Here is a 24375-nt window from a genome sequence, read left to right on the forward strand (position 1 = left end):
CGGGATACGGCGCCGGGCCCCAGGATCGGGACCATGGACCTGCCCGTCATGCCCCCGGTCTCCCCCATGCTCGCGAAGGCGGTGGCCGACATCCCCGCCGGCATGCTGTACGAGGCCAAGTGGGACGGCTTCCGCGTCATCGTCTTCCGGGACGGCGAGGACGTCGAGATCGCCAGCCGTACGACGAAGTCGCTGACCCGCTACTTCCCCGAAGTGGTCACCGCGGCACGGGCCGAGCTGCCGCCGCGCTGCGTCGTCGACGGCGAGATCGTCATCGCCCATGACGGCCGGCTGCACTTCGAGGAGCTGCTGGAGCGCATCCACCCGGCGGACTCCCGGGTCCGCACCCTCGCCGCGCGGACGCCCGCCTCGCTGGTCGCCTTCGACCTGCTGGCGCTCGGCTCCGATGCGCTGCTGCACGAGCCGCAGTCGGCACGCCGGGAAGCCCTGGTCGAGGCGCTGCGCCCGGCCGGGGCGCCGGTGTACACCGCGCCCGCGACGAAGGATCAGGAGCTGGCGCGCCGCTGGTTCACCCAGTTCGAGGGGGCGGGGCTGGACGGGGTGGTCGCCAAGCCGCTCGGTCTGCCGTACCGGCCCGGCGACCGTGCCATGTTCAAGATCAAGCATGCCCGGACCGCCGACTGTGTGGTCGCCGGCTACCGGCTGCACAAGAGCGGGCCGGTGGTGGGTTCCCTGCTGCTGGGCCTGTACGACGGCGACGGGCAGCTGCAGCACGTCGGGGTGTGCGCCTCGTTCCCCATGGCCAGGCGGCGTGCGCTGGTCGAGGAGCTGGCGCCGCTGCTGATGGACGAGGCCTCGGGGCATCCATGGGGCGCGTGGACCGACGAGGCGGCGCATGCCTCCCGGCGGATGCCGGGCGGGCCCAGCCGTTGGAGCGGCGGCAAGGATCTGTCGTGGGTGCCGCTGCGTCCGGAGCGGGTGTGCGAGGTCGCCTACGACCACATGGAGGGCAGCAGGTTCCGGCACACCGCCCAGTTCCGGCACTGGCGTCCCGACCGTACGCCGGAGAGCTGCACCTACGCCCAGCTGGAGGAGCCGGTGGGGTACGACCTGGGGCAGCTGCTGGCGGGCTGACCGGGCAGGTGCTGCCGGGCCGGGCGGCGCGGCGCGCCGGTGGCCACCCGACGTCAGGTCAGGTGGGGTCACCGTCCGGCGGCCAGCGGCGCCGGCTCTCCCCCGGCGCCAGCCGGTCCACCACGTCGGCCAGTTCGCCGCAGGCCTGCTCGATCTTGCGGCGGATGGTGTTCTGCTCGGTGACGATCGCCGACAGCAGCAGTGCGGTGAGCGCCGCGGACGCGTTCAGGGCCTGCAGATTGACCATCGCCTCCAGCAGGCTCTGGCCCTCGAACGGTCCGGTGCGGGCCGTCGCCGCCCTGATGACGAGCACGGACACCAGCAGCACGCAGGGCGCGGCACCCGCCAGCTGGAAGCGCAGCGCGGCCCAGACGATCACCGGGAAGACCAGGAAGAGCAACGACAGCTCGCTGCGGGTCGCCATGACCGCGACCGCAACCGTGGCGACCAGCAGGGCCGCCGCCTCCGCCCACCGGTATCCGGGGACGCCGCGGGGCCACCGGATCGTGCGGCAGACGAGGATGAGCGGGGTGATGACGAGAATGCCCATCGCGTCGCCCACCCACCAGGCCACCCAGGTCCGCCAGAAGCCGCCGCCCGGCAGGGCGCCTTTGAGGTACAGCATCCCGGTGCCCAGCGTGGCGCTGATCAGCATCCCGGCGAAGGCGCCGAGGGCGACCAGCGCCACCCCGTCGCGCAGCCGGTCGAGTGCGGTGCGGAAGCCCACCCGGCGGAGCATCCAGAAGGCGCACACCGGGGCCAGGGTGTTGCCCGCCATGATCCCGAGGACCGAGACATCGAGCGGGTTGATCGTGGCGACGACCGCGAGGGTGCCGAGGGCGATGCCCGGCCAGGTCCGCAGGCCCAGGAGGAGCAGACAGCTCAGGGAGATGCCCGTCGGCGGCCACAGCGGCGTGACCACGGCACCCGAGATGACCACCTGCTCCAGCAGGCCGATCCGGGCGGACGCGTAGTAGACGCCGGCGAGGCCGAGGGTCGTCAGTACTGCTGGTGCAAGTCGGCGAAGTTCCTCGGTGCGCACCACATCAGCCATCAGACAACGCCGGGGGCCGGGCGCCGGCTGCGACACGCACGTCCGGGGCCGCGCTTCACCCGGCTTCGGGCGGGACCGCGTCGAAGCGCAGTACGAGCACCGCCGAGTCATCGGTGTGCCCGGTGAACTCGGCCACGCTGATCGCCACATCGGCCACCGTGGCCGGATCGCCATCGGCGTTGGCGCTGACCAGGCGGGTCACCTGCGTCAGCCCCACCTCTATCGGGAAGGAAGGGCCCTCGACCACACCGTCGGTGAGCAGCACGAACGCCCCCGCGGTGGCGAACCGGTGGTGGGACACCGGGTAACACTCGCCCGGCATGATGCCCAGCGGCAGGCCCCCGGGGTCGTCGGCGAGGCCGGAGCGGCCGTCGGTGGTGGCCCAGACAGCCGGTACATGACCGGCCCGGGCGCTGCACAGCTCCCAGGCGGCCGGGTCGAAGCGGACGAAGGTGCAGGTCGCGAAGAGCCCGCAGTCGACCGAGAGCAGCAGGTCGTTGGCCCGGCTCAGCACCTCGCCCGGGTCGGCGGCATGGCCGGCGACGGCCCGCAGCCCGAAGCGGATCTGTCCCATGAAGGCGGCCGCCTCGACGTCGTGCCCCTGCACATCACCGATGCAGAAGGCGAGCGACCCGTCGGACAGGCGGAAGCCGTCGTACCAGTCACCCCCGATGTCCAGTCCGTGCCGGGCGGGTACGTAGGTGGCGGCGGCGCGCAGCCCCGGCACCCCCGGCAGCGCGGCCGGCAGCATCTCGCGCTGCAGCGCCTCGGCCAGCTCCACGCGCGCCCGCTGCTTCTCGGCGCCCTCCCGTGCCTGGGCGGTCAGCCGTCCGAGCGTGGTCAGCAGGTCGTCGGCGCTCGCCGACCGCGGGGGACGACGCCGCAGCATGGGCCGCTCCCAGGTGCATCGGTGTGCCCGCCAGGGAGCGTGCCCGTACGGCAGTCCGCGGTGGCCGCCTGACCTGGCCTGATGGGGCTCCGGTGGAGCCCGCCTCTCCCGATTCATCTTATTTCTGCGGGGGGACTTCCGCTTGACGGCCGGGAGGGGCGGGGGCCGGGGGCCGGGGCGGCGGCAGGCGGCGGGCGGCCACCCGGACGATCATGACTGCCGGGTCGTCCGGCCCACCGCCGCGTCCCACGGCCGGACTCAACGGCCGGACTCAGGCGTCCGCCGGGCGGGCCACCGCCAGATGCCGGACGCCGGACCGTACGGCCCAGAAGAAGACCGCCAGCGCCAGGACGGCCACGGTGACCGAGTCGTACGGTGCCGGCAGCCGGCCGGATCCCCCGAACGTGCCCAGCCCGGAGACCACGGTCAGGGCGACGAGGTAGACCACCAGCCAGGCACCGGTGCGGAGTTCGGCACCGAGCGGACGGCTCGGGCCGGCGCCGTCGTCCTCGACGCGCACACCGGGGCGGCGCATGACCAGGAAGATCAGCAGGCCGCCGAGGACGAGGGGCAGTGCGAGGCGCAGGTCGTCCCAGCCCGACCAGTAGACGAATTCGCTGGCCACCACGAAGCTGAGCGGTGCGATCCAGCGCAGCCCGGGGACCCAGCCGGCGGTGTGGCCGCCCGGCTCGGCGCGGAACACCGCGACCGCGACCGCCGAGGCGGCATAGATCAGCAGGTACATATCGCCCATGACGCTCACGATGTCCTGCCAGCCGCCGAACGGCAGCAAGAAGATCACGATGACGAGGAGGTTGATCACCAGGGCCCGGCGCGGGATGCCGAACCGCTCGTTGACCTTCATGAAGTACCGGGGGATGGTGCCGTTCTTGGCGAGCGCATAGGTGTGCCGCGCGTCGATCGCGACGCCCACGTACGCCGAACCGCCGGGCGAGATCACCGCGTCCGCGTAGAGCAGGCCGGCGAGCCAGTGCAGGTTGAGGATCAGCGCGAGCTGGCCGAACGGCGAGTCGAAGGAGACCCCCTGCCAGCCGTGGCCGAGCAGATGCTCGGGGACGGTGAAGAGGAACGCCAGCTGCAGCGCCAGGTACATGGCGACGGCGAGGCCGATGGCGGTGAGGACCGCGGCGGGGATGGTCCGGCGGGGGTTGCGGGTCTCGCCCGAGAAGTCCAGCGGCGCCTGGAAGCCGTTGACGGAGTAGACGATGCCGCCGCCGGCCAGCGCGGTCAGACAGGCGACATAGCCGTACGGTGCGAAGCCGCCGTGGTCCGTCAGCCGGCCGGAGTGCCAGCCGGAGGCGATCAGCGCCACCACGGTGATCACCGGGACCAGGATCTTGAACACCGAGATCAGGTTGTTGAGTTGGGCGAACATCCGCACCGCGAACCAGTTCAGCACCGTCAGCACCACGCTGAGTCCGGTGGCCAGGGCCAGTCCGGCCAGGGTGAGGGTCTGGCCGTTGTAGATGCCCGGCAGGTAGTGCGCGGCGTACTGCATGATCGCGCTGATCTCGGCGGCGGTGCCGCCCACCGACAGCATCGTCGACCAGCCGATGAGGGTGCCGACGAGCCGGCCGCTGGCGAACAGCGGCCAGCGGACCGTGCCGCCGCCCTCCGGGCGGGTGGCGCCGAGTTCGATCATGACCAGGGCGACCAGGCCGCACAGCAGCCCGGCCCCGATCCAGGACAGCAGCGCCGCGGGGCCGGCCGTCTGTGCCGCGTACAGGGCGGCGAACAGCCAGCCGGAACCGACGATATTGGAGAAGCCGATGCCCGTCAGCCCCCAGAAGCCCAGGTCACGGCGCAATCGGCGCTCCTGCGCCAGCACTTGTGGGGCGCCGGCCCCGTCGCCTCCACCTGATACCTGACGCTCCGTCACGAAAGCGGCCTCCTTGATTCACTGTTCCGGCTCGCCGGACCCTACTCGACGATCGCCGAAGAGGAATCTTCCGCTCCACCAGCGGACACTTCCTGCGCACAGCGCATCGGCCGAACACGCAGCGCAGTCAGGGGATACCGGAGGGTGCGCCCCGTTCCGTCACGGACGCCCCGCGGCGGACTGCCTCACCCGACCCGGTCGACCGGGACGCCGAAGGTCGTCGCCAGGCCGTCCCGCCCGGCGTCGGTGAGATGGACGACGCGGCGGTACTTACCGTGACGGAGCCATTCCAGGGCGAACAGCCGGGCGGTGAGCGCGGTACCGAGCGCGCCGGCCAGGTGGTGGCGCTGCTCGGCCCAGTCGACGCAGTAGCGGACGGACGCCCGGCGGCGGGGGAGGCGGTCCGTCTCGACGCCGAAGGCGGTCAGCTCCTGGCGGCCGTGCGGAGTGAGGACGTAGACGATGTCCGGGGCGGCGGCGCCCGCCTCCGGGTTCGTGGCGCCCTCACTCCGCACTGTCCGCTCGGCGGCGAGGATGTCCCGCTCCTGGAGGGCGCTCATCACGGCGACGCCGAGCCGCCCCGCCAGGTGGTCGTAGCAGAGGCGCGCGCGCCACAGCGCCTTGGCGCGGGTGTCGGCGTTCAGGGACCGCACCGGCAGAGGACGGGCGATCAGGGCGAGCTGTTCGAGAGCGCGGGCGACGTCCGTGGTGGCGAGCCGGTAGTAGCGGTGGCGGCCGTCGAGCTCGACGGTCAGCAGCCGTGCGTCGAGGAGCTTGGCCAGATGGCCGCTGATGGTGGAGTTGCTGACCCCGGCCTCGGCGGCGAGGGCGCCGGCCGGCAGCGCGCCGCCGCCGGCGAGGGCCAGCAGCACCTTGGCGCGGGAGGGGTCACCGATCGCCGCCGCGACATGGGCCACGTCGGTCTCGGTCGGGGCATCCATGTCCCCGACGGTACGCCGCACACGCTTCGGCAGAGGGCGAAACGTTCTCCCGCTCCGGCCGGGCCCTGGGGGGGGCTCCCCTTGGCGCGAGAACGTTTCGGCGCCTGCCGTACGGATCCGGCAGAACACTGGCCGTATGCCCACGCTCTGCGCACCCACCGCAGCACCACGGACCACGGACCGGCTCACGCCGCTGCCGCTCGTCGCCGTGTGCCTGGGGTACTTCATGGTCATCCTGGACGTCACCGTCGTCACGGTCGCTCTCCCGGCGGTCGGCACCGCCCTGCACACCGGGGTGACCGGCCTCCAATGGGTGGTGGACGGCTACACCCTGGTGTTCGCCGGGCTGCTGCTCTTCTGCGGCGGACTCGGCGACCGGCTGGGCGGCAGGGCGGTGTTCCTGAGCGGCCTGGTGGTGTTCACCCTCGCCTCCGCCGGGTGCGCGCTGGCGCCCACCGCCACCGTGCTGGTCCTGGCCCGGCTGGTACAGGGGCTGGGCGCGGCGCTGATGGTGCCGGCCTCGCTGGCGCTGCTGCGGACCGCGTACCCCGGCCGGGCGGCGCGGGCCCGCGCGTTCGGTATCTGGGGGACCGTCGCGGGCCTCGCCGCCGGGGCCGGTCCCGTCCTGGGCGGCGTCCTGGTCGCCGGGCTCGGCTGGCGGGCGGTGTTCTTCCTCAATCTCCCCGTCGGCCTCGCCGCACTGTTCCTCGCCTCCCGTCACGTCCCCCGCTCCCCCGCCCGGCGTGGCCACCGGGGCCTGGACCTCCCGGCCCAGAGCGCGGCGGCGGTGTGCCTGGCCGGGCTGGTCACCGGATGCATCGAGGCCGGGGCGCTGGGCTGGACGCATCCGGCCGTCCTCGGCGCCTTCGCCGGGTGCCTCGTCGGACTCGCCGCCTTCCTGGTACTGGAGCGGCGCTCACCCGCCCCGATGCTGCCCCTCGCGCTCTTCCGCGCCCGCGCCTTCTCGGCCTCGGCGGTCATCGGCGTGCTGCTCAACACCGGCTTCTACGGGCTGTTGTTCCTCGCCCCGCTGTACTTCCAGGGAGTGCACCACTACAGCGCCCTGCGGACCGGATGCGCGCTGCTGCCCGCGGTCGGAGTGGTGGCCGCCGGCTCCGCGCTGGCCGGACGGATCACGGCCCGCACCGGGCCGCGGCCGCCCATGGTGGCGGGGCTGGTGGTGGGCGCGGCCGGACTGGCCGGGTGGCTGGTGGCCGGCCCTGACACGCCGTATCTCGCGCTGGTGGCGCCCATGGCCTGCGCCGGCTTCGGTACCGCGCTGACCATGCCGGCCTCCACGGCGGCCGTGATGGAGGCCGCGCCGGGCGAGCGCAGCGGTGCCGCGGCCGCCGTGTTCAACGCCGCACGGCAGATCGGCAGCGCCCTCGGAGTCGCGCTCTTCGGCACGCTGCTGGCCGGCGGTCTCGTGCCGGGCCTGCACACCGCGGTGGGCATCGGCGCCGCGGGCTTCCTCGTCGCGGCGGTCCTCTCCGCCCGCTGCATCCCGGGCACCGGCCGGGCCGGCCACCGGACGCGGGAGCGGCGGACGTGACGGGCGAGGCCGGCGGCCGGGCGGGAATCGCGCGCCGGAGGTGCACCCGCCGGGGGGTCAGCCGCAGCTCCAGCAGCCCGACCAGCACGCGGTGTGCCGGCCGTGGGGCCGCCGGGCGGCGGACCGCTCCTCGGCGTGGCCGGGCTCGGCGAGGGCGCGCAGACCGGCGAGTTGCGCGCACAGCACAACGCTGATCGCCGCGATTTCCTCGGGCTCGGCATGGCCCCTCTCGATACGCAGCCAGGATGCGGGCGGGTCATCGGGCGGCACCCCCTCGTCGACCGGCGCGGCGATGTCGACGGCCCTGCCCTCGGCCACTGCCGAGGCGTCCCCGGCCACCGTGCTCTCGTCGGTGGCCCCGCGCTCCTCGGCACGGGTGTCCGCAGCAACGGATGCGGGCTCGCCCGTGACCGTGTCCGCGCCGACGGCCGTGCCCTCGTCGGTGACGGCGGCTGCACCGAGGTCTTCACTCGCCTCGGTGGAGGTGCCGTCACCGGCGGGTCTGGCCTCGCCGATGACTGTGCTCGCGTCGGTGGATGTGCTCATGTGGGGTCCGTCGGATCGGTGGTGGAGCGCGGTAGGTGACCGGCGGCCCCGGCGTTGCCGTGTGCCGTGTCCGGGCAGGTCACAGGGCCGACGCTAGAAGCGCTCCGGGGCCCTGTCGCGCGGGGAGCGCGTCTGCTGCGCCATTCGGACGACCGGCCCGTGGCCAGGGCGTGATATCCGGCACCGGAGCCGTGTTGCTCCCGGCCGTCGCCTCACGGGCGACGAGCATCGCGCACAGGTTGGTGCCAGGCACGCGGCTTCCGGACGACTCAGTAGTCAGGATGGGCGGGACGATGAGATGTGATCAGGCCGGGGACGAACGTACCCCTGTGCGCGAAGACGGACGCCGGGGCTTTCTCAAGTGCGCGGCGGGGATCGCGGGTGTGGCGGCCGCGACGGGGCTCGGCGGTCAGGCAGCCGCCGCCGCTGCTGCGGACCCTTCCGCGAGCGGACTCCGCGACAACGCAGGACTGCCCGACAAGGTGTCCTTCCACGGCCGCCATCAGGCCGGCATCGTGACGCCCCAGCAGCTCTTCGCCGGGTTCGTCGGCTTCGATGTGATGGCCGAGGGCCGCGAAGGCCTGACCGGTCTGTTCCAGAAACTCACCACGCGCTGCCGGGTGCTGACGGACGGGGTGAAGCCGCTGGACGAGCAGGTCGCCTCGGAACGGCCCACCCCCGACTCGCTCACCATCACGCTCGGCGTCGGCGCCTCCCTGTTCGACGACCGGTTCGGGCTCTCCGGCCACAAGCCCCGGCACCTCAAGGCCATGCCGGCGTTCCCCGACGACCGGCTGGAGCCGGCACGCTGCCACGGTGACCTGTCGCTGCAGATCTGCGCGCAGCACCCGGACGCCATCGTCCATGTGCTGCGCGATCTGGCACGGGAGACGCACGGCCTGCTGCGGCCCCGTTGGCGCGCGGACGCCTTCCTCAACCCGTCGCGGCCCTCGGGCTCGCCGCGTACCTTCATCGGTTTCAAGGACGGGATCGTCAATCCGGACACCGGCTCGTCCCGGGAGATGAACCGGCTGATGTGGGTGACCCCGCCCTGCGGGGAGCCGGACTGGGCGCTCGGCGGCAGCTATCAGGTGCTGCGTCTGATCCGCTTCCACATCGAGAAGTGGGACAAGGTGCCGGTGGCCCGGCAGGAGCAGATCTTCGGACGGCGCAAGGCGAGCGGCGCGCCCCTGGACGGCAAGCAGGAGAACGACCCGCCGCGGTACCGCGACGACCCGCACGGCAGGAAGATCCCGCTCGACTCGCACATCCGGCTGGCCAACCCGCGCACCGAGAAGACCGACAGGTCCCGCTTCCTGCGCCGGAGTTACAACTACGACCAGGGCTTCGACCAGTCCGGACGGATGGACCTGGGACTGGTCTTCTGCGGCTACCAGCAGAACCCGGAGCGGCAGTTCGCGACCGTCCAGCGGCGGCTGCGGCACGAGCCGCTGGCCAAGTTCATCACCCCGCTCGGCGGCGGCTACTTCTTCATCCTGCCCGGGGTACGGGACGCCGACGACTGGTTCGGTTCCGGGCTGCTGGAGAAGACCTGAGCGGGAGGGACACCCACGCCGAGGGCGGCACCGGTTCCGGTGCCGCCCTCGGTCGTACGCCGGGGGACCCGCTCAGCAGATCCGCGGCAGCTGCTCCCCCAGCGGCAGATCGACCACCCGGGTGCCGCCCAGCGGAGTACTGGCCACCACCATGCCGGGGTGGGTGGCGACGGCCTCGCCGATGATCGCGGCGCCGGCCCCCAGCGGGTGCGCGCGCATGGCGTCCAGCACGGCGTCGGCGTGCTCGCGGGGCACAAAGGCCACCAGCTTGCCCTCGTTGGCGACGTACATCGGGTCCAGGCCGAGGATCGCGCAGGCGTTGGCGACGGCCGACGGGACGGGGATGGCGCGTTCCTGGATGACGATGCCGGTGCAGGAGGCGGTGGCGATCTCGCACAGCGCGGCGGCCAGCCCACCGCGGGTGGGGTCGCGCAGCACATGCAGGTCAGGGGTGACGGCGAGCATCGTCTCGACGAGGCCGCCCAGGGCCGCGCAGTCGCTCTCGATCTCGACGCCGAATTCCAGGCCCTCCCGGACGCTCATGATCGCCACACCGTGCAGGCCGATGTCGCCGCTGACGATCACCACATCGCCGGGGGTCACGCGCTGTGGGCGCAGATCGACGCCCGCCGGGATCAGCCCGATGCCGGCGGTGTTGAGGTAGACGCCGTCGCCGTGGCCCGCCTCGACGACCTTGGTGTCGCCGGTGGCCACCTCGACTCCGGCGGCCCGCGCGGCCGCCCCCATGGCGTCGGCGACACCGGCCACCACCGGCATCTCCACGCCTTCCTCCAGGATGAAGCCGCAGGAGAGGTAGGCGGCCTGGGCGCCGCTCATGGCGAGGTCGTTGACGGTGCCGTTGACGGCGAGGTCGCCGATGCAGCCGCCGGGGAAGAAGAGCGGCCGGACGACATAGGAGTCGGTGGAGAACGCGAGGCGCACGCCGCCGAGGGACACCGCGGCGGAGTCACCGAGCTGGGCGAGGATTTCGCCGCCGAAAGCGGGGGCGAAGATCTGCTGGACGAGTTCCGCGGACAGTGCGCCGCCCCCGCCGTGCCCCATGACGACACGGGGCTGGTCGCGGAGCGGGGCGGGACAGGTCCAGCCGGAGATGTCGACGGTGGGCAGGCCGCGGTCGGCCGGGGTGGGACCGCCGCGGGTGGAACCGCCGGGGGTGGGGTGGAGGGTGTCAGACAACGGGGCTCGCCTCCTGGGGGGTGGGCGTGGTGCCGAGTCGGCGGTAGAGGTAGTAGGCGGCGCAGGCGCCCTCGCTGGAGACCATGGTGGCGCCGAGCGGGGTGCGCGGGGTGCACAGCGTCCCGAAGGCCTCGCACTCGTGCGGCTTGATGAACCCCTGGAGGACTTCCCCGCTGCGGCAGGCGGCAGGTTCCCTGGTGGTGATGCCGCCGACGGCGAAGCGGTGCTCGGCGTCGTAGTCGCGGTAGCGCTCCGACAGCCGCCAGCCGCTGGCGGGGATGGTGCCGATGCCGCGCCAGGAGCGGTCGGTGACCTCGAAGACATCCGCGAGCATGGCCCGGGCCGCCGGGTTGCCCTCGCTGCGTACGGCGCGGGGGTAGGCGTTGTCCACGGTGTGTTCGCCGCGCTCCAGCTGGCGGACGGTGCGGCGGATGCCCTCCAGGATGTCCAGGGGCTCGAAGCCGGTCACCACGATCGGCACCCGGTGGCGTGCGGCCAGTTCGGGGTACTCCCCCATCCCCATCACACTGCATACGTGCCCTGCGGCGAGGAACGCCTGGACCCGGCAGCCGGGCGAGGCCATGATGGCCTCGATCGCGGGCGGTACCCGGACGTGCGAGACCAGCAGGCTGAAGTTGGGGATGCCGAGCTTGCGGGCCTGATACACCGTCATGGCGTTGGGCGGTGCGGTGGTTTCGAAGCCGATGCCGAAGAACACCACCTCGCGGTGCGGGTTCTGCTGGGCGATCTTCAGCGCGTCGAGCGGGGAGTAGACGACCCGTACGTCACCGCCCCGGCTGCGCACCTGGAACAGGTCCCGGTCGCTGCCGGGGACGCGGAGCATGTCACCGAAGGAACAGAAGATCACGTCGGGCCGGGCGGCGATCTCCAGGGCCTTGTCGATGACCTCCAGGGGTGTCACACAGACAGGGCAGCCCGGCCCGTGGATCAACTCGACCTGTTCGGGCAGCAGTTGGTCGATTCCGTGGCGGATGATGGTGTGGGTCTGCCCGCCGCAGACCTCCATCAGGGCCCAGGGCCGGGTCACCGTGGAGCGGATGTCGTCGAGCAGCCGGCGGGCGAGCTCGGGGTTCTGGAACTCGTCGAGGTACTTCACCGGCCCGCCTCCTGCGCTCCGTCGCCGACCGCTGCCGTGGGTGCAGCGCCCACTCCGGTTTCCGCCCCGGTGGCGGAACCGGTGGCGGCCCCGGCGCCCCTCTCATCCCATTCCGGGGGCGCGGCCGCCGCCTCCCAGGGATCGCCGAACTCCTCCTGCAGCAGGCCCAGTTCCTCGAAGAGGGCCAGGGTCTTGCGGGCCGACTCCTCGTCCAGCCGCTGCAGCGCGAAGCCGACGTGGACGATGGCGTACTCGCCGACCTGCAGGTCGGGGACGTACTCCAGGCACACCTCCTTGACCACACCGCCGAAGTCGACGGTGGCCATCCGGGTGCCGTCCCGTTCCTCGATGTCCAATACTTTGCCGGGTACCGCCAGGCACATGGGCCTCTCCTCGTCGTGGGTACGTTGTGTCTGCCGCGCCGTGGCGCCGCTCAGCGCGCGGCGGCTCCTGCGGTGCGCGCCGCCACGACGATCTGGCCGAGCGCCAGTCCGCCGTCGTTGGGCGGGACGCGGCGGTGGCGCAGGACGGTGAAGCCGTCCTGCCGCAGGAGGCGGGCGGCGGCCTCGGCCAGCAGGGTGTTGGCGAAGACGCCGCCGGTCAGTGCCACGGTCGTCAGGCCCGCGCGCTCCCGGGCCAGTGCGCAGCCCCGGCGGACGAGGTCGGCGACCGCGGTGTGGAAGCGGGCCGCGATCAGCGCCGGGGCGGTGCCCGCCCGCAGGTCCGCGACGACGGCGGCGAGCACCGGCGCCGGGTCGGCAACGGTGTCGGCGCCCGTCGTGCCCATCGGTGCGGCCCGCAGCGCGAACGCATAGCCGGGCCCGTGGTCCTCGCCCGCGGTCAGGGCCGCGGCTTCGAGGGCGACCGCGGCCTGGGCCTCGAAGCCGGCGTGGTGGCAGATCCCGGCCAGCGAGGAGACGGCGTCGAAGAGACGGCCCATGCTGGAGGTGGGCACACAGTTGAGGTGGCGCTCCAGCTGACGGGCCAGCAACTGCCGCTCCTGCGGCGGGCAGGCGGCCACCGGCGGCAGGTCCGCGGCCCAGTCGAGGCCGGCGGCGCGCAGATGGGCCAGGGCCATCCGGTAGGGGCGCCGAACGGTGGTGTCGCCGCCGGGCAGTGGGACGTAGGCGAGCTGGCCGAAGCGCCGGTATCCGTCGTAGTCGGCGAGCAGGATCTCGCCGCCCCAGATGGCGTGGTCGTCGCCGTAGCCGGTGCCGTCGAAGGCGACGCCGATGACGGGGTGGCCGTCGGGGAGGCCGTGTTCGGCCATGGCGGCGGCGACATGGGCGTGGTGGTGCTGGACGCGGACCAGCGGCCGTCCTTCGGTGTGCCGCTGTGCCCACTGCCCGGAGCGGTAACCGGGGTGCCGGTCGGCGGCGAGCACCTGCGGGCGCACCCCGGTGACCGTCTCCAGATGCGCCTCGGCCTCCTCGAAAGCGAGCTGGGTCGCCAGGTCGTCCATGTCGCCGATGTGCGCGGACAGCCAGGCGCGGTCGCCCTCGGCGAGGCACAGCACGTTCTTGAGGTCCCCGCCGGCCGCGAGCGCGGGCCGGACCGGTACCGGGAGCGGGACGGGCAACGGGGCGTACCCGCGCGAGCGGCGGAGGAACAGCGGCTCCCCGTCGCTGACGCGGACCACGGAGTCGTCGCACGGGATGCGGATCGGCCGGTCGTGGGTGAGCCAGGCGTCGGCCAGGTGCGCAAGGCGCCGTACGGCTTCGTCGTCGTCGGTGACGATCGGTTCGCCGGCGACATTGCCACTGGTCATCACGAGCAGCCGGGGCCCGTGGGGGTCCCCCCGCTCGAGCGAAGCCGAGAGGGGGGGAGGGTCGCCGGGCAGGCCGAGCAGCAGATGGTGCAGCGGGGTGTACGGCAGCATGACGCCCAGGTCGGGGCTGCCGGGGGCGACGGCGCCGGAAACCGCCGGCGCGTCCGGGGCCGGTGCGGGGTCCTGGCGGCGGCGCAGCAGGACGATGGGGCGTACGGGTCCGGTGAGCAGAGCACGCTCCTCGGCCCGTACGCGGACCAGGTGTGCGATGTCGTCGATATGGCGGGCCATCAGGGCGAAGGGCTTGTCACCGCGGGCCTTGCGGCGGCGCAGCAAGGTGACGGCGGTGTCGTCGGAGGCGTCGCAGACGAGGTGGTAGCCGCCCAGGCCCTTGACCGCCACGATCGCGCCGTCGGCGAGCAGCCGGCGGGCGTCGGCGACCGGGTCGGGACCGGGCGCCGGGCGCGGCGGGCGGGTGCGGTCGGCCGGGTCCGCGGTCAGCAGGCGCAGCCGGGGGCCGCAGTCGTGGCAGGCGATGGGCTGGGCGTGGAAGCGCCGGTCGGCGGGGTCCGCGTACTCCTGTGCGCAGCGGGGGCACATCGGGAAGCGGTCCATGGTCGTCAGCGCTCGGTCGTAGGGGACCGCGGTGACGATGGTGAAGCGCGGGCCGCAGTGGGTGCAGGTGAGGAAGGGGTGCCGGTGGCGGCGGTCGGCCGGGTCGGTCAGCTCGGCGAGGCAGGCCGCGCAGGTGGCGGCGTCCGGGGAGACGAGGGTGCGGGAGAGGCCGTCGGCGCGGGAGGGGAGGATGCGGAATCCGGCGTCGCCGGTCACCGCGACGTCCTCGGCGTCGACGGCCTCGACCACGGCCAGCGGTGGCGCATCGGCGCTGATCCGCCGGCCGAACGCGGCGAGCGCGGCGGCGGCCCCCTCGACCTCGGTGACGACGCCCTCGCCGGTGTTGGTCACATGGCCCGTCAGGCCCAGCTCCGTGGCGAGGGTGTGCACGAACGGGCGGAAGCCGACGCCCTGGACGACGCCGCGCACGGTGATCCGGCGGCGTTCGGCGGCTGTCGCGGGGGCCGTTGCGGCGCCCGTCCCGGCCTGCCCGGTGGTCATGAGCGGCCTGACGCCACGGTGTCGGGGTCGGGGTCGGTGATGTGCGGGCGGCCGCCGTCCTGGGCCCGCGGGGCGTGGGCATGCTCGCGCTGGTGGCCGTGGTCCTTGCCGTGGGTGTGGTGGGTGTGGTCGGCGTGGTGACTGTGGTCCGTGCCATGGGTGTGGGCCCCGGCAGGGAGGTGGCCCTCTTCGCGCGGCTGGCCGTCCCCGGCGTCATGGACGTGATGGGACTTGCGGGTCATGACCGGGATGTGCACCGGCGCCCCGTCGCGCGCGGCCAGCGCCCGGTCCACCAGGACGCCGTCCCCTTCACCCCGGCGCGCCGAGGTGAGGACGACCTCGACGCCGGGATTGATGCGTTCGACGTTGGCGCGGAACTCCGCCTCGTCGAAGGAGACCGCCTCGGCGATATCGGTCTTGGTGACCACCACCAGATGAGCGAGCCCGAAGGCGGTGGGGTACTTCAGCGGCTTGTCCTCGCCCTCGGTCACCGACGCCAGCACGATGCGCAGCGTCTCCCCCAGGTCGTAGGAGGCTGGACAGACCAGGTTGCCGACGTTCTCGATGAACAGCAGCCGGGTGTCGGCGGGCAGCCAGCCGTGCAGGTGGCCGCCCAGCATTTCGGCTTCGAGGTGGCAGAGCCCGTCGGTCAGCACCTGTTTGACGGGCACGCCGGAGCGGGCCAGCCGTACGGCGTCATTCTCGGTGGCGAGGTCGGCGGTGAGCGCCGCGACCGGGATGCCCCGGCTGCGGGCGAGGGTGAGTTCCCGCTCCAGGAGGGCGGTCTTGCCGCTGCCGGGGCTGGAGAGCAGGTTGACGACGGCGGTGCCACGGGCGGCCAGGTCCTCGCGCAGGGTGTGGGCGCAGGCGTCGTTCTTGGCAAGGACCGCCTGTTGCAGGTCGACGACACGGCACATGGTTCAGCGCTCCTCAGGAATCGGGGCGGGTGCCGGGGCGTCGTTCCAGCACACACGGATGATCTGCAGTTCCCGGCCGGACAGCAGCTCGGTCGTCGCCCCGCCGCATCCGGGACAGCTGAGCTGGGGTGGCATGCCCACCGGCCAGGTGTCCGCACAGGGGCCGCAGCGGGCGCGGGCCGGGACGGGTTCGGTGATGAGCTCGGCCCCCTCCAGCACCGTTCCGGCGCAGGCGAGTTCGAAGGAGAAGGCCAGCGCGTCCGGGACCACCCCGGCCAGTTCGCCGACCTGCAGCCGGACGCTGTTGACGGTGGTGGACCCGGTGGGCCGGGCAGCGTTCTCGACCTGGTCCACGACCGCGAGCGCGATGGACATCTCGTGCATCGGTCCCTCTCTGGTGCGGGCACGACCGGGTGCCGCCCGGCTTCATTAGACGGCGGGCCCGGAGGGCGGCTGCGGTGCCTCGCCGGGTGGCGCGGTGGCGTACACCGTTCGGTGCAGCGCCACCCGTCACATGGACCGGATGCGCAAATAGCGCTTGACGTCGGGCAGTACGGCCTTGAGGACAACGGCGAGCGTGGCGGCGAGCGCCCCGCCCAGAGCGAGCTTCAGCATGGTGTCGTATTCCTCTCATCACTGGTGTGCGGTGCGGCGGCGGCCGGTGCCGGCTCCGCCGTGCCGACCAGCCGCAGGATCAGCCCCACGGCCTCGTCGACCGCGGCGTCGACCGGTTCGCTGAGCCCGATGCCCTCGGTGACATCGGCAGGTTCACAGCCGACGACCAGGACGCGCTCCGGGCGCCGGCCGTCGGTACCCGCGCTGAGCGTGTCGAGCAGCGCGAGCACGGTGTCGGGGGTCATGTGGTGGCCGTCGAGCGCGGTGTCGTGGGGACGGGCGCCGGCCGGAGCGGTGGCATCGAGGAGGTGGACGGTGCCGGGTTCGGCGCCGCGCGCGGAGGCGTCCACCAGCAGCACCGTGTGGTAGCCGTCCAGCATCCGGTAGGCCAGGTGCACGCCGCGTACGCCGATGTCGACGACCTCGACCCCGTCCCGCAGCCGGTGCTCGCCCAGCCGTCGTACGACCTCGACACCGAATCCGTCGTCGCCCAGGAAGATGTTGCCGACGCCGGCGATCAGGGTCTTGGCGAGTGGTCCGGCGACCGGCGCTTCGGCGTTCACGCGTCCTCCAGGGGGGCGATTTCGTCGGGTTGGAAGTACAGGAACCGGCCCTGCTCGCGCCGGATGTCGACGCCCGGGTCGCCCTCCACGGTCACCGCGAGGTGCACCCCGCCGTCGACGTCGTGCAACACGGCCTCGACATGGGCGGTGCGGCCCTGGAGAAAGAGGTCCTGGGCGTCGGTGCGACGGAGTCCGGGCCGCAGCAGCACCCGGCTGCCCGCGCCGACCGAGTGCCCGTCGACCGTGATCCGGTCGCGTACGGGGTCGACGCTGCGGTCGCTCTCCGGGTCCCACCAGGGGGTGTCCGGGCGCAGGCCCGGCACGTCGGGGGTCAGGTCGTCGGGGGCGGCCGGGCCCGGCCCGGTGACCTCGCGCAGTGCCCGTACGGCGCCGTGCAGGCGTTCCAGCACCTCGGGCGGCATGGTGTCGGCGAGTTCGATGACCTCGGCGGCGCGGGGGTCGGTGCCGCGGGCCTCGCGCTTCTCCTGGTCGGTGAGGGCCGCGGTGCGCAGGGCGAGGATTTCGTCGATCTCCAGGGCGTCGTAGAGCGCGCCGGGGCTCTCGGGGGCGATGGCCGGGTGGTCCTCCAGGATGATCGGGGAGGACAGGACCACATCGGCGCGGCCCGAGCCTCCGGCCAGCACGGGCCAGACATGCTCGTTGCGGCAGGCAGCGACGGCGCCCGTGGCCCACTCCGGCGGGTCGGTCATGGAGACGAACGAGCCCGCGCTCAGGCCGAGGAAGAGATGGGCGCCGACCAGCGAGTGCGGCAGCGCCGCGTCACGGTCGGCGCCGGTGTCCTCCGGTTGCCAGCCGCTGGTGTTCTCGACGGTCGCGGTCAGCCGCAGCGCCGCGTAGGGGCCGTCGAGTTCGCTCGCGGTCAGCCGCACGCGTCCTTGAAGCTCCGCGCGGCGGCGCACCAGTCTGCCGACGAGGCGCCCGTCCGCGTCGTGCACCGGCTCGGTCTCCTCCCCCGCGGGCCGGGTGAACGGGACGGTGACGCCCTCGCCGGTCAGCCGGGAGATGCCGGCCGCGAGCGGGACGCGCTCCTCGACGCCCTCGTCCCAGGGGACCAGTACCCGGTCCGGCAGTTCGAGTTCCGCGACGGTCTCGAACTCGCCGTCCGGGCACAGGCGTTGGACGGTGCGCCGCTGTGCGTGCAGAAACCGCAGCTCGGCCGAGAGCCGGGCCCCCGACCTGGGCTCCATGAGGCATTCGGTGCGCTGGAAGGAGTGCTCCGCGCTCCGGGCGCCCCAGTGCGGCGGTACGAGGACGCCGAACTGCCAGCGGAGTTTGTTCTTGGCCGCGGAGGCGCGGTACGGGTAGAGCACATAGCCCTCGAACAGCACGGCGTCCGCCACCTGGCGGGCAGTGGCGAAGCGGTCCGCCGTCTCGTCGGGCAGGACGCTGGTCGTCACGGCGCGGTCCTTTCGCTGACGGGGTGGACGGCGGCGGGGCGCGCGGCGGCGGTCCCGGGGAACAACCGGGCGCGCGGTGCGGGCGGTTCGGTGCCCTCCGCGGTGCCCATCAGCGACTCGACGGTCGCCTGCCAGGAGGGCAGGGCGTGCCGCGAGCGGTAGGCGAGCAGCGCGTCGAGGGTTTCGCGCGGCAGCCGGAGCCAGCCGCAGCCGGGGAAGTGCGTCTCGGTCATCTCCTGCCAGACGGCCACCGGCATCCGCACGGACGCTTCCTTGTTCCAGGGCACCGGCTCGACGTGGAAGCCGCCGCTGCCGGCGAACACCGTGCCGGAGAACAGCAGCAGCAGCGGGACCTCGCCGTCGCGCAGGGCGTGGAAGTAGCGGCCGGCCGCGACGTCCAGGTCGTAGCTGCACGGGACCGGCAGTTCGACCTCCCTCTCGCCGGTGAAGCCGGGGACGACCAGGGAGACCTGGGCGAGCTGCAGGGGCTGCAGGGTGCTGCCCCAGCGGGAGCGTTCGCCGAAGAGATCGCTGAGCGCTTCGGCCTCGTCGGGGCCGTAGCCGCGCCGGGCCGGCTCGATGCGGAGCTGGCAGCGCAGCGCGACGGCGTGCACCCGGGCCTCTTCGGCGGCGGTGATCCGCAGCCGGAAGAGCAGGGTGGGGGCGGCGGCGTAGCGGTCGGCGCGGACACCGGTGCAGTCGAAGGACAGATCGGTCACGGCCGGTCGTCCTCCTTCGGCTCACGGGCCCTGCGGGCGACCTTGGCGAAGAAGTCGCAGAGCGCGGTGCGCGCTTCGGCCCCGCCGTCGAAGCCCTGCCACAACAGGCGCATCCGGCCGACGAGTTCGTAGCAGATGTCGACGGGCACCAGATAGCAGTCGATCCGGCCCTCGGAGCGGCGCAGCAGCAGCGCCTCCACATCGGGCCGGAGGAGGCCGGTCAGCCGGCTGGCGGCGAGCACGCTCTGCCAGGTCGAGGGGTCGAGTTCGCTCTCGGTGGCGCCGGCCGGGCTGGGGTAGAGCGCCACCAGCCGGTCGGGGTCGGCATGGCGCAGGAAGAAGACGACGCCGACGGGGATCTGGAGGAGGTTCCAGGCCGCGTCGTCGAGGGTGTGGCCGGGGTCGACGAGATAGCGGTCGGGGACGGTCTGGAACTGTCCGCCCCCGGAACCGGGCCGGTCGAAGAGCAGTGCGCAGGGGGTGCAGGCACAGGCCAGCGCGCGGCGTTCGGTGTTCACCAGGTGGCGGTGGTTGTGCTCGGCCAGCACGACACCGCACAGTTCGCAGCGTTCGGGGGTGGGCGGTACCGGTGCGCGGAAGCGGCGCAGACCGCGGTGGGCGGCCGCCGGTCCGAGCCGCGGGGACGCCGCCTGCCGGCCGCTCACGGGGCGGTGGCGGCGGTCGGCGGACGACGGGAGATCTGCAGCAGCGCCGGTTCGGTCCGGTCCTCTGCCGCCTCCCACCGCACCGAGGTCACCTCGGGCGCGAAGCAGGACACGGCGGCCTCGACGGCCTGCTGGGCCTGCTGGTTCGTGCTCGGGCAGCCGCAGCCTCCGCCGTCTCCGGCGCGCAGGCACAGCGCCCCGCTCTCCGCGTCGAACTCCGCGACCTCGGCGGGGTGCTGGCGGCGGACGCTGTCCAGTGCGCGGCCGATGCGTGCCGCGGTGTCCTCGGGGTGCAGGTCGTGCAGCACGAGCAGGCTGGTCACCAGCTCATCGCTCAGCAGCGCCGGCCGAGGGCCGCCGTCTTCCGAGCCGCTGCCCACCAGGTGCATGATCCGGGCGAGTCCCGCGCCGTAGAAGTCCATCAGGACCCGGACCAGTTCCTCGGCGGCGGCGCTCGCCTCGCGGTCGCGCCCGGCGAGGTGGTCCAGCACTTCTTCGACGCGCCGTCCGGTCGTCTCGGCGTTCGGCACGGCGCCCCGGGACGCGGCGCCCTGGGGAGCGCCCGCTTCGGGTGCGGCGGCCGGCGCCGCGGTGGCCCGGGCGCTCATCCCGACAACCCGCTCAGGCCGGTGGGCACATGCATCTTCTGTACGGACTTGCCGCCTCCGACGTACATGTGGACGCCGCAGGGCAGACACGGGTCGAAGCTGCGCACCGCGCGCATGATGTCGATGCCCTTGAAGTTCTCCGGGGAGTTCTCCTCGAAGATCGGGGTGTTCTGCACGGCGTCCTCGTACGGGCCCGGGGTGCCGTAGGTGTCGCGGGTGCTGGCGTTCCACGGGGTGGGCGGGTACGGGTGGTAGTTGGCGATCTTCCCGTCCCGGATGACCATGTGGTGCGAGAGCACACCGCGTACCGCCTCGGTGAAGCCGCAGCCGATGGACTCGTCGGGGACCTCGAACTTCTCCCAGGTCTGGGTGCGTCCGGCCCGGACCTCTTCGAGCCCCTGCTCGGCGAAGTGCAGTGCCATGGCCGCCGTGTACGCCTGGAAGTAGGTGCGGGCGCGGTTACGCTCCAGCGCGTTGCTCCACTTGGGGATCTTCCACTCGAAGCGGGCCTCGGGCTTGGTCATGCTGCGCGGCAGGTCGATGGTGACGCTGTGGCCGGTGGCCTTGACGTACGGGGTGTCGACGAGCCCGGACAGCGCGGTGGACCACAGCCGGGCGATCGGGCCGCCGCCGGTGTCCAGCGCCAGATGCTCCTTGCCGTCGAACCAGCGCGGGGACATCACCCAGCTGTACTTGTCGTTGAAGTCGCGCTTCTGCGGCGCGGGGATGGTGTGCTGGTTCCACGGGTGGCGCGGGTCGACGGGGTTGCCGAGCGGGTCGTGGGTGACGAACAGCTCCTGGCCTGCCCAGTCCTGGTAGTAGGAGCTGCCCAGCAGGATCCGGATGCCGAGGTTGATCTCGGTGAGGTCGTTGGTGACCAGCTTGCCGTCGACGATGATGCCGGGGGTGACGAACATCTTCCGCCCCCAGTCCGTCATGTTGCGGTAGGTGAAGTCGCAGTGGTCGGGGTCGTTGAGCGCCCCCCAGCAGCCCAGCAGCACCCGCCGCCGGCCGACTTCCTCGTATCCGGGCAGCGCCTCGTAGAAGAAGTCGAACAGGTCGTCGTGGAGCGGGACGACCCGCTTCATGAACTCCACGTAGCGCATCAGCCGGCTGAGGTAGTCGGTGAAGAGCTGGACGCTGGCGATGGTGCCGACACCGCCCGGGTAAAGCGTGGAGGGGTGCACATGGCGGCCCTCCATGAGGCAGAACATCTCCCGGGTGTAGCGGCTGACCTGCAGCGCCTCGCGGTAGAACTCGCCCTCCAGGGGGTTGAGGGAGCTCATGATGTCGGCGATGGTGCGGTAGCCGTGCTCGGCCGCGTGCGGGGCCTCGGTGCGCTGGGCGAGTTCCCAGACGCCGGGATTGGTCTCGCGGACCATCTTTTCGCAGTAGTCGACCCCGACCAGGTTCTCCTGGAAGATGTTGTGGTCGAACATGTACTCGGCGGACTCGCCGAGGTTGATGATCCACTCCCCCAGGTGCGGGGGCTTCACCCCGTAGGCCATGTTCTGCGTGTAGACGGAGCAGGTGGCGTGGTTGTCACCGCAGATGCCGCAGATCCGGCTGGTGATGAAGTGCGCGTCACGCGGGTCCTTGCCCCGCATGAAGACGCTGTAGCCACGGAAGACGGAGGAGGTGCTGTAGCACTCCGCCACCCGCTTCTGCTTGAAGTCGATCTTCGTGTGGATGCCGAGGCTGCCCACGATCCGGGTGATCGGATCCCAGGACATCTCCGTCAGACCGCTGCCGTCACCGGCCGCCTTCGTCTTCGGTGCCATCGTGAGTGCCGTGCCCTTCTGTTGCGCGCGGAAGTGGGGTCGGACGGAGGTCCGGAAGGAGCCGGACGGCTACGGGCGGGGTGCGCTCACCACGGTTTCCGGTAGCCGGTGGTCAGTTGGTCGCCACGATGCCGCCACTTGGGCTCGTGATCGACGGTCTTGGCCGTGATGCCGCGCAGCCGGCGGACGACGCTGCCGTACGCGGCGCTCGCGGTGCTGGAGACCTTGCCGCCGGGCGGCTCGTCCATGAACGGCATGAACTTGTCGGGGAAGCCGGGCATGGTGCAGGCGATGCAGATACCGCCGACGTTCGGACAGCCGCCGATGCCGTCCATCCAGCCCCGCTTGGGCACGTTGCATTTGACCACGGGACCCCAGCATCCGAGCTTCACCGAGCACTTGGGCGAGTCGTAGGTGGTCGCGAACTGGCCCTGCTCGTAGTAACCGGCCCGGTCGCAGCCCTCGTGCACGGTCGCCCCGAAGAGCCAGGTGGGGCGCAGCTGGTCGTCCAGCGGGATCATCGGGGCCGAGCCCACCGCCTGGTAGAGCAGATAGACCAGCGTCTCCGAGAAGTTGTCCGGCTGGATCGGGCAGCCGGGCACACAGACGATCGGGATCCCGGCCTTGGAGGTCCAGTCCCAGCCCAGGTAGTCGGGCACGCCCATGGCTCCGGTCGGGTTGCCCGCCATCGCATGGATACCGCCGTACGTGGCGCAGGTGCCGATCGCGACCACGGCGAGCGCCTTGGGGGCGAGCCGGTCGATCCACTCACTGGTGGTGATCGGCTGGCCGGTCTCGGGGTCGTCACCGAAACCGCACCAGTAGCCTTCCGGCTTGATGGATTCGTTGGGGATGGATCCCTCGATGACCAGCACGAACGGGTCGATCTCGCCGCGTTCGCCCTTGAAGAACCACTCGATGAAATTGTCCGCGCCCTGGACCGGGCCGCATTCGAAGTCGATCAGTGGCCAGTGGACGGCGATCTTGGGCAGCCCCGGCAGCACACTGAGCGCGATCTCCTCAATGCTCGGCTGGGTCGCTGCGGTCAGCGACACGGAGTCGCCGTCGCAACTCAGACCGGCGTTGATCCAGAGAATGTGGATCGGGGACTCGTCCTCGGCGGACGGCTTTCCGTTCGCAGCGGCCTTGGCGGCCACGCTCGAAGCTGCAGACATGGGGATGGCTCCTCGGCAGATATGCAACGAAAGCACTCATTCAAGGCTTCCATCCACCTTGGTAACACCGATCCGGAGCGGCGGGGCGGTCACAAGGGGCCGTTGTGGTGACGCACCCCGAGCCCCCTCTCCGACGGATGTCCCTCCCGCGCCGCAGAACGCCGGGAGCCGGGTGACCGCCCTCGCGGCCGCCCGGCTCCCGTGTCGCCGTACAGCAGGTCAGCCCAGTCCCCCGGCCTCCACCGCGGTCACGTCGAACCGTCCGCCGCACACCCGCAGACCGGCACTGCCCGTGGTCATCGACTCCTTGGATCCGGGCGGGTAGACGAAGACAATCTGCGAACGGTCCCAGCACGGGGTGTCCGAGACGCCCTCGTTGAGGGTGTGCAGCAGGACGTGTGCGCTCTGCCCCGGCTGGAGCCGCACGGCGCCACCGGAGCCGCCCCCGCGGGTGGCGGGCTTGCCGACGGCCGAACCGTCCCGCTTGATCAGCGAGACTCCGGGGTAGCCGCGCAGGGAACAGGCCTTCTTGCCCTTGTTCGTGAAGACGAGGGGGTAGCGGATGTTGCCCGCGCCGATGTCGGAGGCGCCCAGGCGCAGCGACATCTGGTCGGCGGTGCAACGGTCCGACGCCGCCATGGCGGAGGCCTGGGACTGTGCGGCGCCCGGGGCCTTGCCCGTCGGCTTGCTGCCGGGAGGTGTCGCCTTCGCCGAGGAGGCCGAGGGCCGCTGACCGTTTGCGGAGGACTGCGGCCCCACCCCGGTCGACTTGCTGCTGCCGCCTGCCGACTGCGAGCCGTCACCGCTCTGCTTGTCGTGGGACGTGACGGGCGCGGCGTTCGACGAGGGGCGCGAGGTGGCGTCGGGCCCACTCTGGCAGGCGGTGAGCCCCAGCGCCGCGACGGCGATCAGCGATCCCGCGGCGACACGCCGGCCGCGGCCGAGTGTCTTGAAGGTGAGCGACATAAGTGTCCCCCTCGTCTGGTAGGTGCGAGCTCTCGTCGTAGGTGCGTACGGTCCGTCCCATGCTCCTGCCAGCGTGGCCTCGGGCACTGCCGGTCCGCTAACGAGGCACTAACACACCACTAACGAGCCGGGGCGCTCGGCACGCCGGTCACCCCGGAAATCGGCGTGACCGGCCGGTATCCGGGGCCTGCCGCACAGAATCGCAGAGAATTCCCGG

The 24375-nt window shown here is 72.5% G+C and carries 23 protein-coding genes; 3 read left to right on the top strand and 20 right to left on the bottom strand.

The genetic code is table 11. The features are described 5' to 3' along the window. Positions 1 to 33: 33 nt before the first annotated feature. Positions 34 to 1095, top strand: a complete 1062-nt coding sequence (locus tag OHS81_RS01520; RefSeq protein ID WP_328381688.1) for an ATP-dependent DNA ligase — start codon at positions 34 to 36, stop codon at positions 1093 to 1095. A gap of 58 nt (positions 1096 to 1153) precedes the next feature. Here OHS81_RS01520 and OHS81_RS01525 read toward each other — a convergent pair whose 3' ends face one another. The 4 genes from OHS81_RS01525 to OHS81_RS01540 all read right to left on the bottom strand — a co-directional run bounded on the left by OHS81_RS01525 (position 1154) and on the right by OHS81_RS01540 (position 5879). Next, the gene (locus tag OHS81_RS01525; RefSeq protein WP_328390832.1) at positions 1154 to 2140 is read right to left on the bottom strand and encodes an MASE1 domain-containing protein; all 987 of its coding nucleotides are present in this window, start codon (positions 2138 to 2140) and stop codon (positions 1154 to 1156) included. Between the two features lie 64 nt (positions 2141 to 2204). Then, complete coding sequence (locus tag OHS81_RS01530) at positions 2205 to 3038, bottom strand: PP2C family protein-serine/threonine phosphatase (RefSeq protein ID WP_328381690.1); 834 nt, start codon at positions 3036 to 3038, stop codon at positions 2205 to 2207. 271 nt (positions 3039 to 3309) lie between these two features. Continuing rightward, positions 3310 to 4938, bottom strand: a complete 1629-nt coding sequence (locus OHS81_RS01535; RefSeq protein WP_443058635.1) for an APC family permease — start codon at positions 4936 to 4938, stop codon at positions 3310 to 3312. Between the two features lie 185 nt (positions 4939 to 5123). Beyond that, positions 5124 to 5879, bottom strand: a complete 756-nt coding sequence (locus OHS81_RS01540; protein ID WP_328381692.1) for a helix-turn-helix domain-containing protein — start codon at positions 5877 to 5879, stop codon at positions 5124 to 5126. 136 nt (positions 5880 to 6015) lie between these two features. Here OHS81_RS01540 and OHS81_RS01545 point away from each other — a divergent pair, with 136 nt between their 5' ends. Next, positions 6016 to 7431, top strand: coding sequence for an MFS transporter (locus tag OHS81_RS01545; protein WP_328381694.1), 1416 nt, complete (start codon positions 6016 to 6018; stop codon positions 7429 to 7431). A 57-nt stretch (positions 7432 to 7488) separates the two neighbouring features. Here OHS81_RS01545 and OHS81_RS01550 read toward each other — a convergent pair whose 3' ends face one another. Next, positions 7489 to 7977: an acyl-CoA carboxylase epsilon subunit gene (locus OHS81_RS01550; RefSeq protein WP_328381696.1), complete on the bottom strand. Its 489-nt coding sequence runs from the start codon at positions 7975 to 7977 to the stop codon at positions 7489 to 7491. A 329-nt stretch (positions 7978 to 8306) separates the two neighbouring features. On the opposite strand from OHS81_RS01550, the gene efeB reads away from it, so the two are divergent. Beyond that, positions 8307 to 9533 (top strand): iron uptake transporter deferrochelatase/peroxidase subunit, encoded by a 1227-nt coding sequence (efeB, locus tag OHS81_RS01555; protein WP_328381698.1) that lies wholly within the window; start codon positions 8307 to 8309, stop codon positions 9531 to 9533. A gap of 72 nt (positions 9534 to 9605) precedes the next feature. Here efeB and hypE read toward each other — a convergent pair whose 3' ends face one another. The 15 genes from hypE to OHS81_RS01625 form a co-directional block, all read right to left on the bottom strand. Further along, on the bottom strand, positions 9606 to 10730 hold the full coding sequence (hypE, locus tag OHS81_RS01560; protein WP_443058636.1) for a hydrogenase expression/formation protein HypE: 1125 nt from the start codon (positions 10728 to 10730) through the stop codon (positions 9606 to 9608). Continuing rightward, the gene (gene hypD / locus OHS81_RS01565; RefSeq protein ID WP_328381700.1) at positions 10723 to 11847 is read right to left on the bottom strand and encodes a hydrogenase formation protein HypD; all 1125 of its coding nucleotides are present in this window, start codon (positions 11845 to 11847) and stop codon (positions 10723 to 10725) included. The genes hypE and hypD overlap by 8 nt, the downstream gene beginning before the upstream one ends. Then, positions 11844 to 12230 carry a HypC/HybG/HupF family hydrogenase formation chaperone gene (locus OHS81_RS01570; RefSeq protein ID WP_328381702.1) on the bottom strand — a complete coding sequence of 129 codons (387 nt, stop codon included), beginning with the start codon at positions 12228 to 12230 and terminating at the stop codon, positions 11844 to 11846. The genes hypD and OHS81_RS01570 overlap by 4 nt, the downstream gene beginning before the upstream one ends. 50 nt (positions 12231 to 12280) lie before the next feature. Next, positions 12281 to 14731 carry a carbamoyltransferase HypF gene (hypF, locus tag OHS81_RS01575; protein WP_328381704.1) on the bottom strand — a complete coding sequence of 817 codons (2451 nt, stop codon included), beginning with the start codon at positions 14729 to 14731 and terminating at the stop codon, positions 12281 to 12283. Beyond that, entirely contained in the window at positions 14728 to 15648 is a 921-nt protein-coding gene (gene hypB / locus OHS81_RS01580; RefSeq protein WP_328381705.1) for a hydrogenase nickel incorporation protein HypB, read from the bottom strand. Before hypB ends, hypF begins: the two co-directional genes overlap by 4 nt. Positions 15649 to 15651: 3 nt before the next feature. Then, positions 15652 to 16032: a hydrogenase maturation nickel metallochaperone HypA/HybF gene (locus tag OHS81_RS01585; RefSeq protein WP_328381707.1), complete on the bottom strand. Its 381-nt coding sequence runs from the start codon at positions 16030 to 16032 to the stop codon at positions 15652 to 15654. A gap of 126 nt (positions 16033 to 16158) precedes the next feature. After that, positions 16159 to 16263: a DUF6893 family small protein gene (locus OHS81_RS37295; RefSeq protein ID WP_443058637.1), complete on the bottom strand. Its 105-nt coding sequence runs from the start codon at positions 16261 to 16263 to the stop codon at positions 16159 to 16161. After that, positions 16257 to 16826 (bottom strand): hydrogenase maturation protease, encoded by a 570-nt coding sequence (locus OHS81_RS01590; protein WP_328381709.1) that lies wholly within the window; start codon positions 16824 to 16826, stop codon positions 16257 to 16259. Before OHS81_RS01590 ends, OHS81_RS37295 begins: the two co-directional genes overlap by 7 nt. Next, a complete protein-coding gene (locus OHS81_RS01595; RefSeq protein WP_328381711.1) occupies positions 16823 to 18244 on the bottom strand; it encodes a hypothetical protein in 1422 nt (473 codons plus the stop codon). The genes OHS81_RS01590 and OHS81_RS01595 overlap by 4 nt, the downstream gene beginning before the upstream one ends. Next, positions 18241 to 18963, bottom strand: coding sequence for a DUF6084 family protein (locus OHS81_RS01600; protein WP_328381713.1), 723 nt, complete (start codon positions 18961 to 18963; stop codon positions 18241 to 18243). The genes OHS81_RS01595 and OHS81_RS01600 overlap by 4 nt, the downstream gene beginning before the upstream one ends. Further along, entirely contained in the window at positions 18960 to 19628 is a 669-nt protein-coding gene (locus OHS81_RS01605) for a DUF5947 family protein (protein ID WP_443058638.1), read from the bottom strand. Before OHS81_RS01605 ends, OHS81_RS01600 begins: the two co-directional genes overlap by 4 nt. Next, positions 19625 to 20236, bottom strand: a complete 612-nt coding sequence (locus tag OHS81_RS01610) for a hypothetical protein (protein WP_328381714.1) — start codon at positions 20234 to 20236, stop codon at positions 19625 to 19627. The genes OHS81_RS01605 and OHS81_RS01610 overlap by 4 nt, the downstream gene beginning before the upstream one ends. Continuing rightward, on the bottom strand, positions 20233 to 22017 hold the full coding sequence (locus OHS81_RS01615; RefSeq protein ID WP_311622119.1) for a nickel-dependent hydrogenase large subunit: 1785 nt from the start codon (positions 22015 to 22017) through the stop codon (positions 20233 to 20235). Before OHS81_RS01615 ends, OHS81_RS01610 begins: the two co-directional genes overlap by 4 nt. 86 nt (positions 22018 to 22103) lie before the next feature. Then, positions 22104 to 23192, bottom strand: a complete 1089-nt coding sequence (locus OHS81_RS01620) for a hydrogenase expression protein HypE (RefSeq protein WP_328381719.1) — start codon at positions 23190 to 23192, stop codon at positions 22104 to 22106. 219 nt (positions 23193 to 23411) lie between these two features. After that, positions 23412 to 24158 (bottom strand): DUF4232 domain-containing protein, encoded by a 747-nt coding sequence (locus tag OHS81_RS01625; protein WP_328381721.1) that lies wholly within the window; start codon positions 24156 to 24158, stop codon positions 23412 to 23414. Positions 24159 to 24375 lie beyond the last annotated feature (217 nt).

The sequence above is a fragment of the Streptomyces sp. NBC_00400 genome, assembly GCF_036048035.1.
Taxonomy (GTDB): domain Bacteria; phylum Actinomycetota; class Actinomycetes; order Streptomycetales; family Streptomycetaceae; genus Streptomyces.

Excerpts from the sequence above, each read along its gene's own strand:
- OHS81_RS01520 (WP_328381688.1), top strand. The coding sequence starts at position 34 with ATGGACCTGCCCGTCATGCCCCCGGTCTCCCCCATGCTCGCGAAGGCG.
- OHS81_RS01530 (WP_328381690.1), bottom strand. The coding sequence starts at position 3,038 with ATGCTGCGGCGTCGTCCCCCGCGGTCGGCGAGCGCCGACGACCTGCTG.
- OHS81_RS01540 (WP_328381692.1), bottom strand. The coding sequence starts at position 5,879 with ATGGATGCCCCGACCGAGACCGACGTGGCCCATGTCGCGGCGGCGATC.
- OHS81_RS01545 (WP_328381694.1), top strand. The coding sequence starts at position 6,016 with ATGCCCACGCTCTGCGCACCCACCGCAGCACCACGGACCACGGACCGG.
- OHS81_RS01550 (WP_328381696.1), bottom strand. The coding sequence starts at position 7,977 with ATGAGCACATCCACCGACGCGAGCACAGTCATCGGCGAGGCCAGACCC.
- OHS81_RS01570 (WP_328381702.1), bottom strand. The coding sequence starts at position 12,230 with ATGTGCCTGGCGGTACCCGGCAAAGTATTGGACATCGAGGAACGGGAC.
- hypF (WP_328381704.1), bottom strand. The coding sequence starts at position 14,731 with ATGACCACCGGGCAGGCCGGGACGGGCGCCGCAACGGCCCCCGCGACA.
- hypB (WP_328381705.1), bottom strand. The coding sequence starts at position 15,648 with ATGTGCCGTGTCGTCGACCTGCAACAGGCGGTCCTTGCCAAGAACGAC.
- OHS81_RS01585 (WP_328381707.1), bottom strand. The coding sequence starts at position 16,032 with ATGCACGAGATGTCCATCGCGCTCGCGGTCGTGGACCAGGTCGAGAAC.
- OHS81_RS37295 (WP_443058637.1), bottom strand. The coding sequence starts at position 16,263 with ATGCTGAAGCTCGCTCTGGGCGGGGCGCTCGCCGCCACGCTCGCCGTT.
- OHS81_RS01610 (WP_328381714.1), bottom strand. The coding sequence starts at position 20,236 with ATGAGCGCCCGGGCCACCGCGGCGCCGGCCGCCGCACCCGAAGCGGGC.
- OHS81_RS01615 (WP_311622119.1), bottom strand. The coding sequence starts at position 22,017 with ATGGCACCGAAGACGAAGGCGGCCGGTGACGGCAGCGGTCTGACGGAG.
- OHS81_RS01620 (WP_328381719.1), bottom strand. The coding sequence starts at position 23,192 with ATGTCTGCAGCTTCGAGCGTGGCCGCCAAGGCCGCTGCGAACGGAAAG.
- OHS81_RS01625 (WP_328381721.1), bottom strand. The coding sequence starts at position 24,158 with ATGTCGCTCACCTTCAAGACACTCGGCCGCGGCCGGCGTGTCGCCGCG.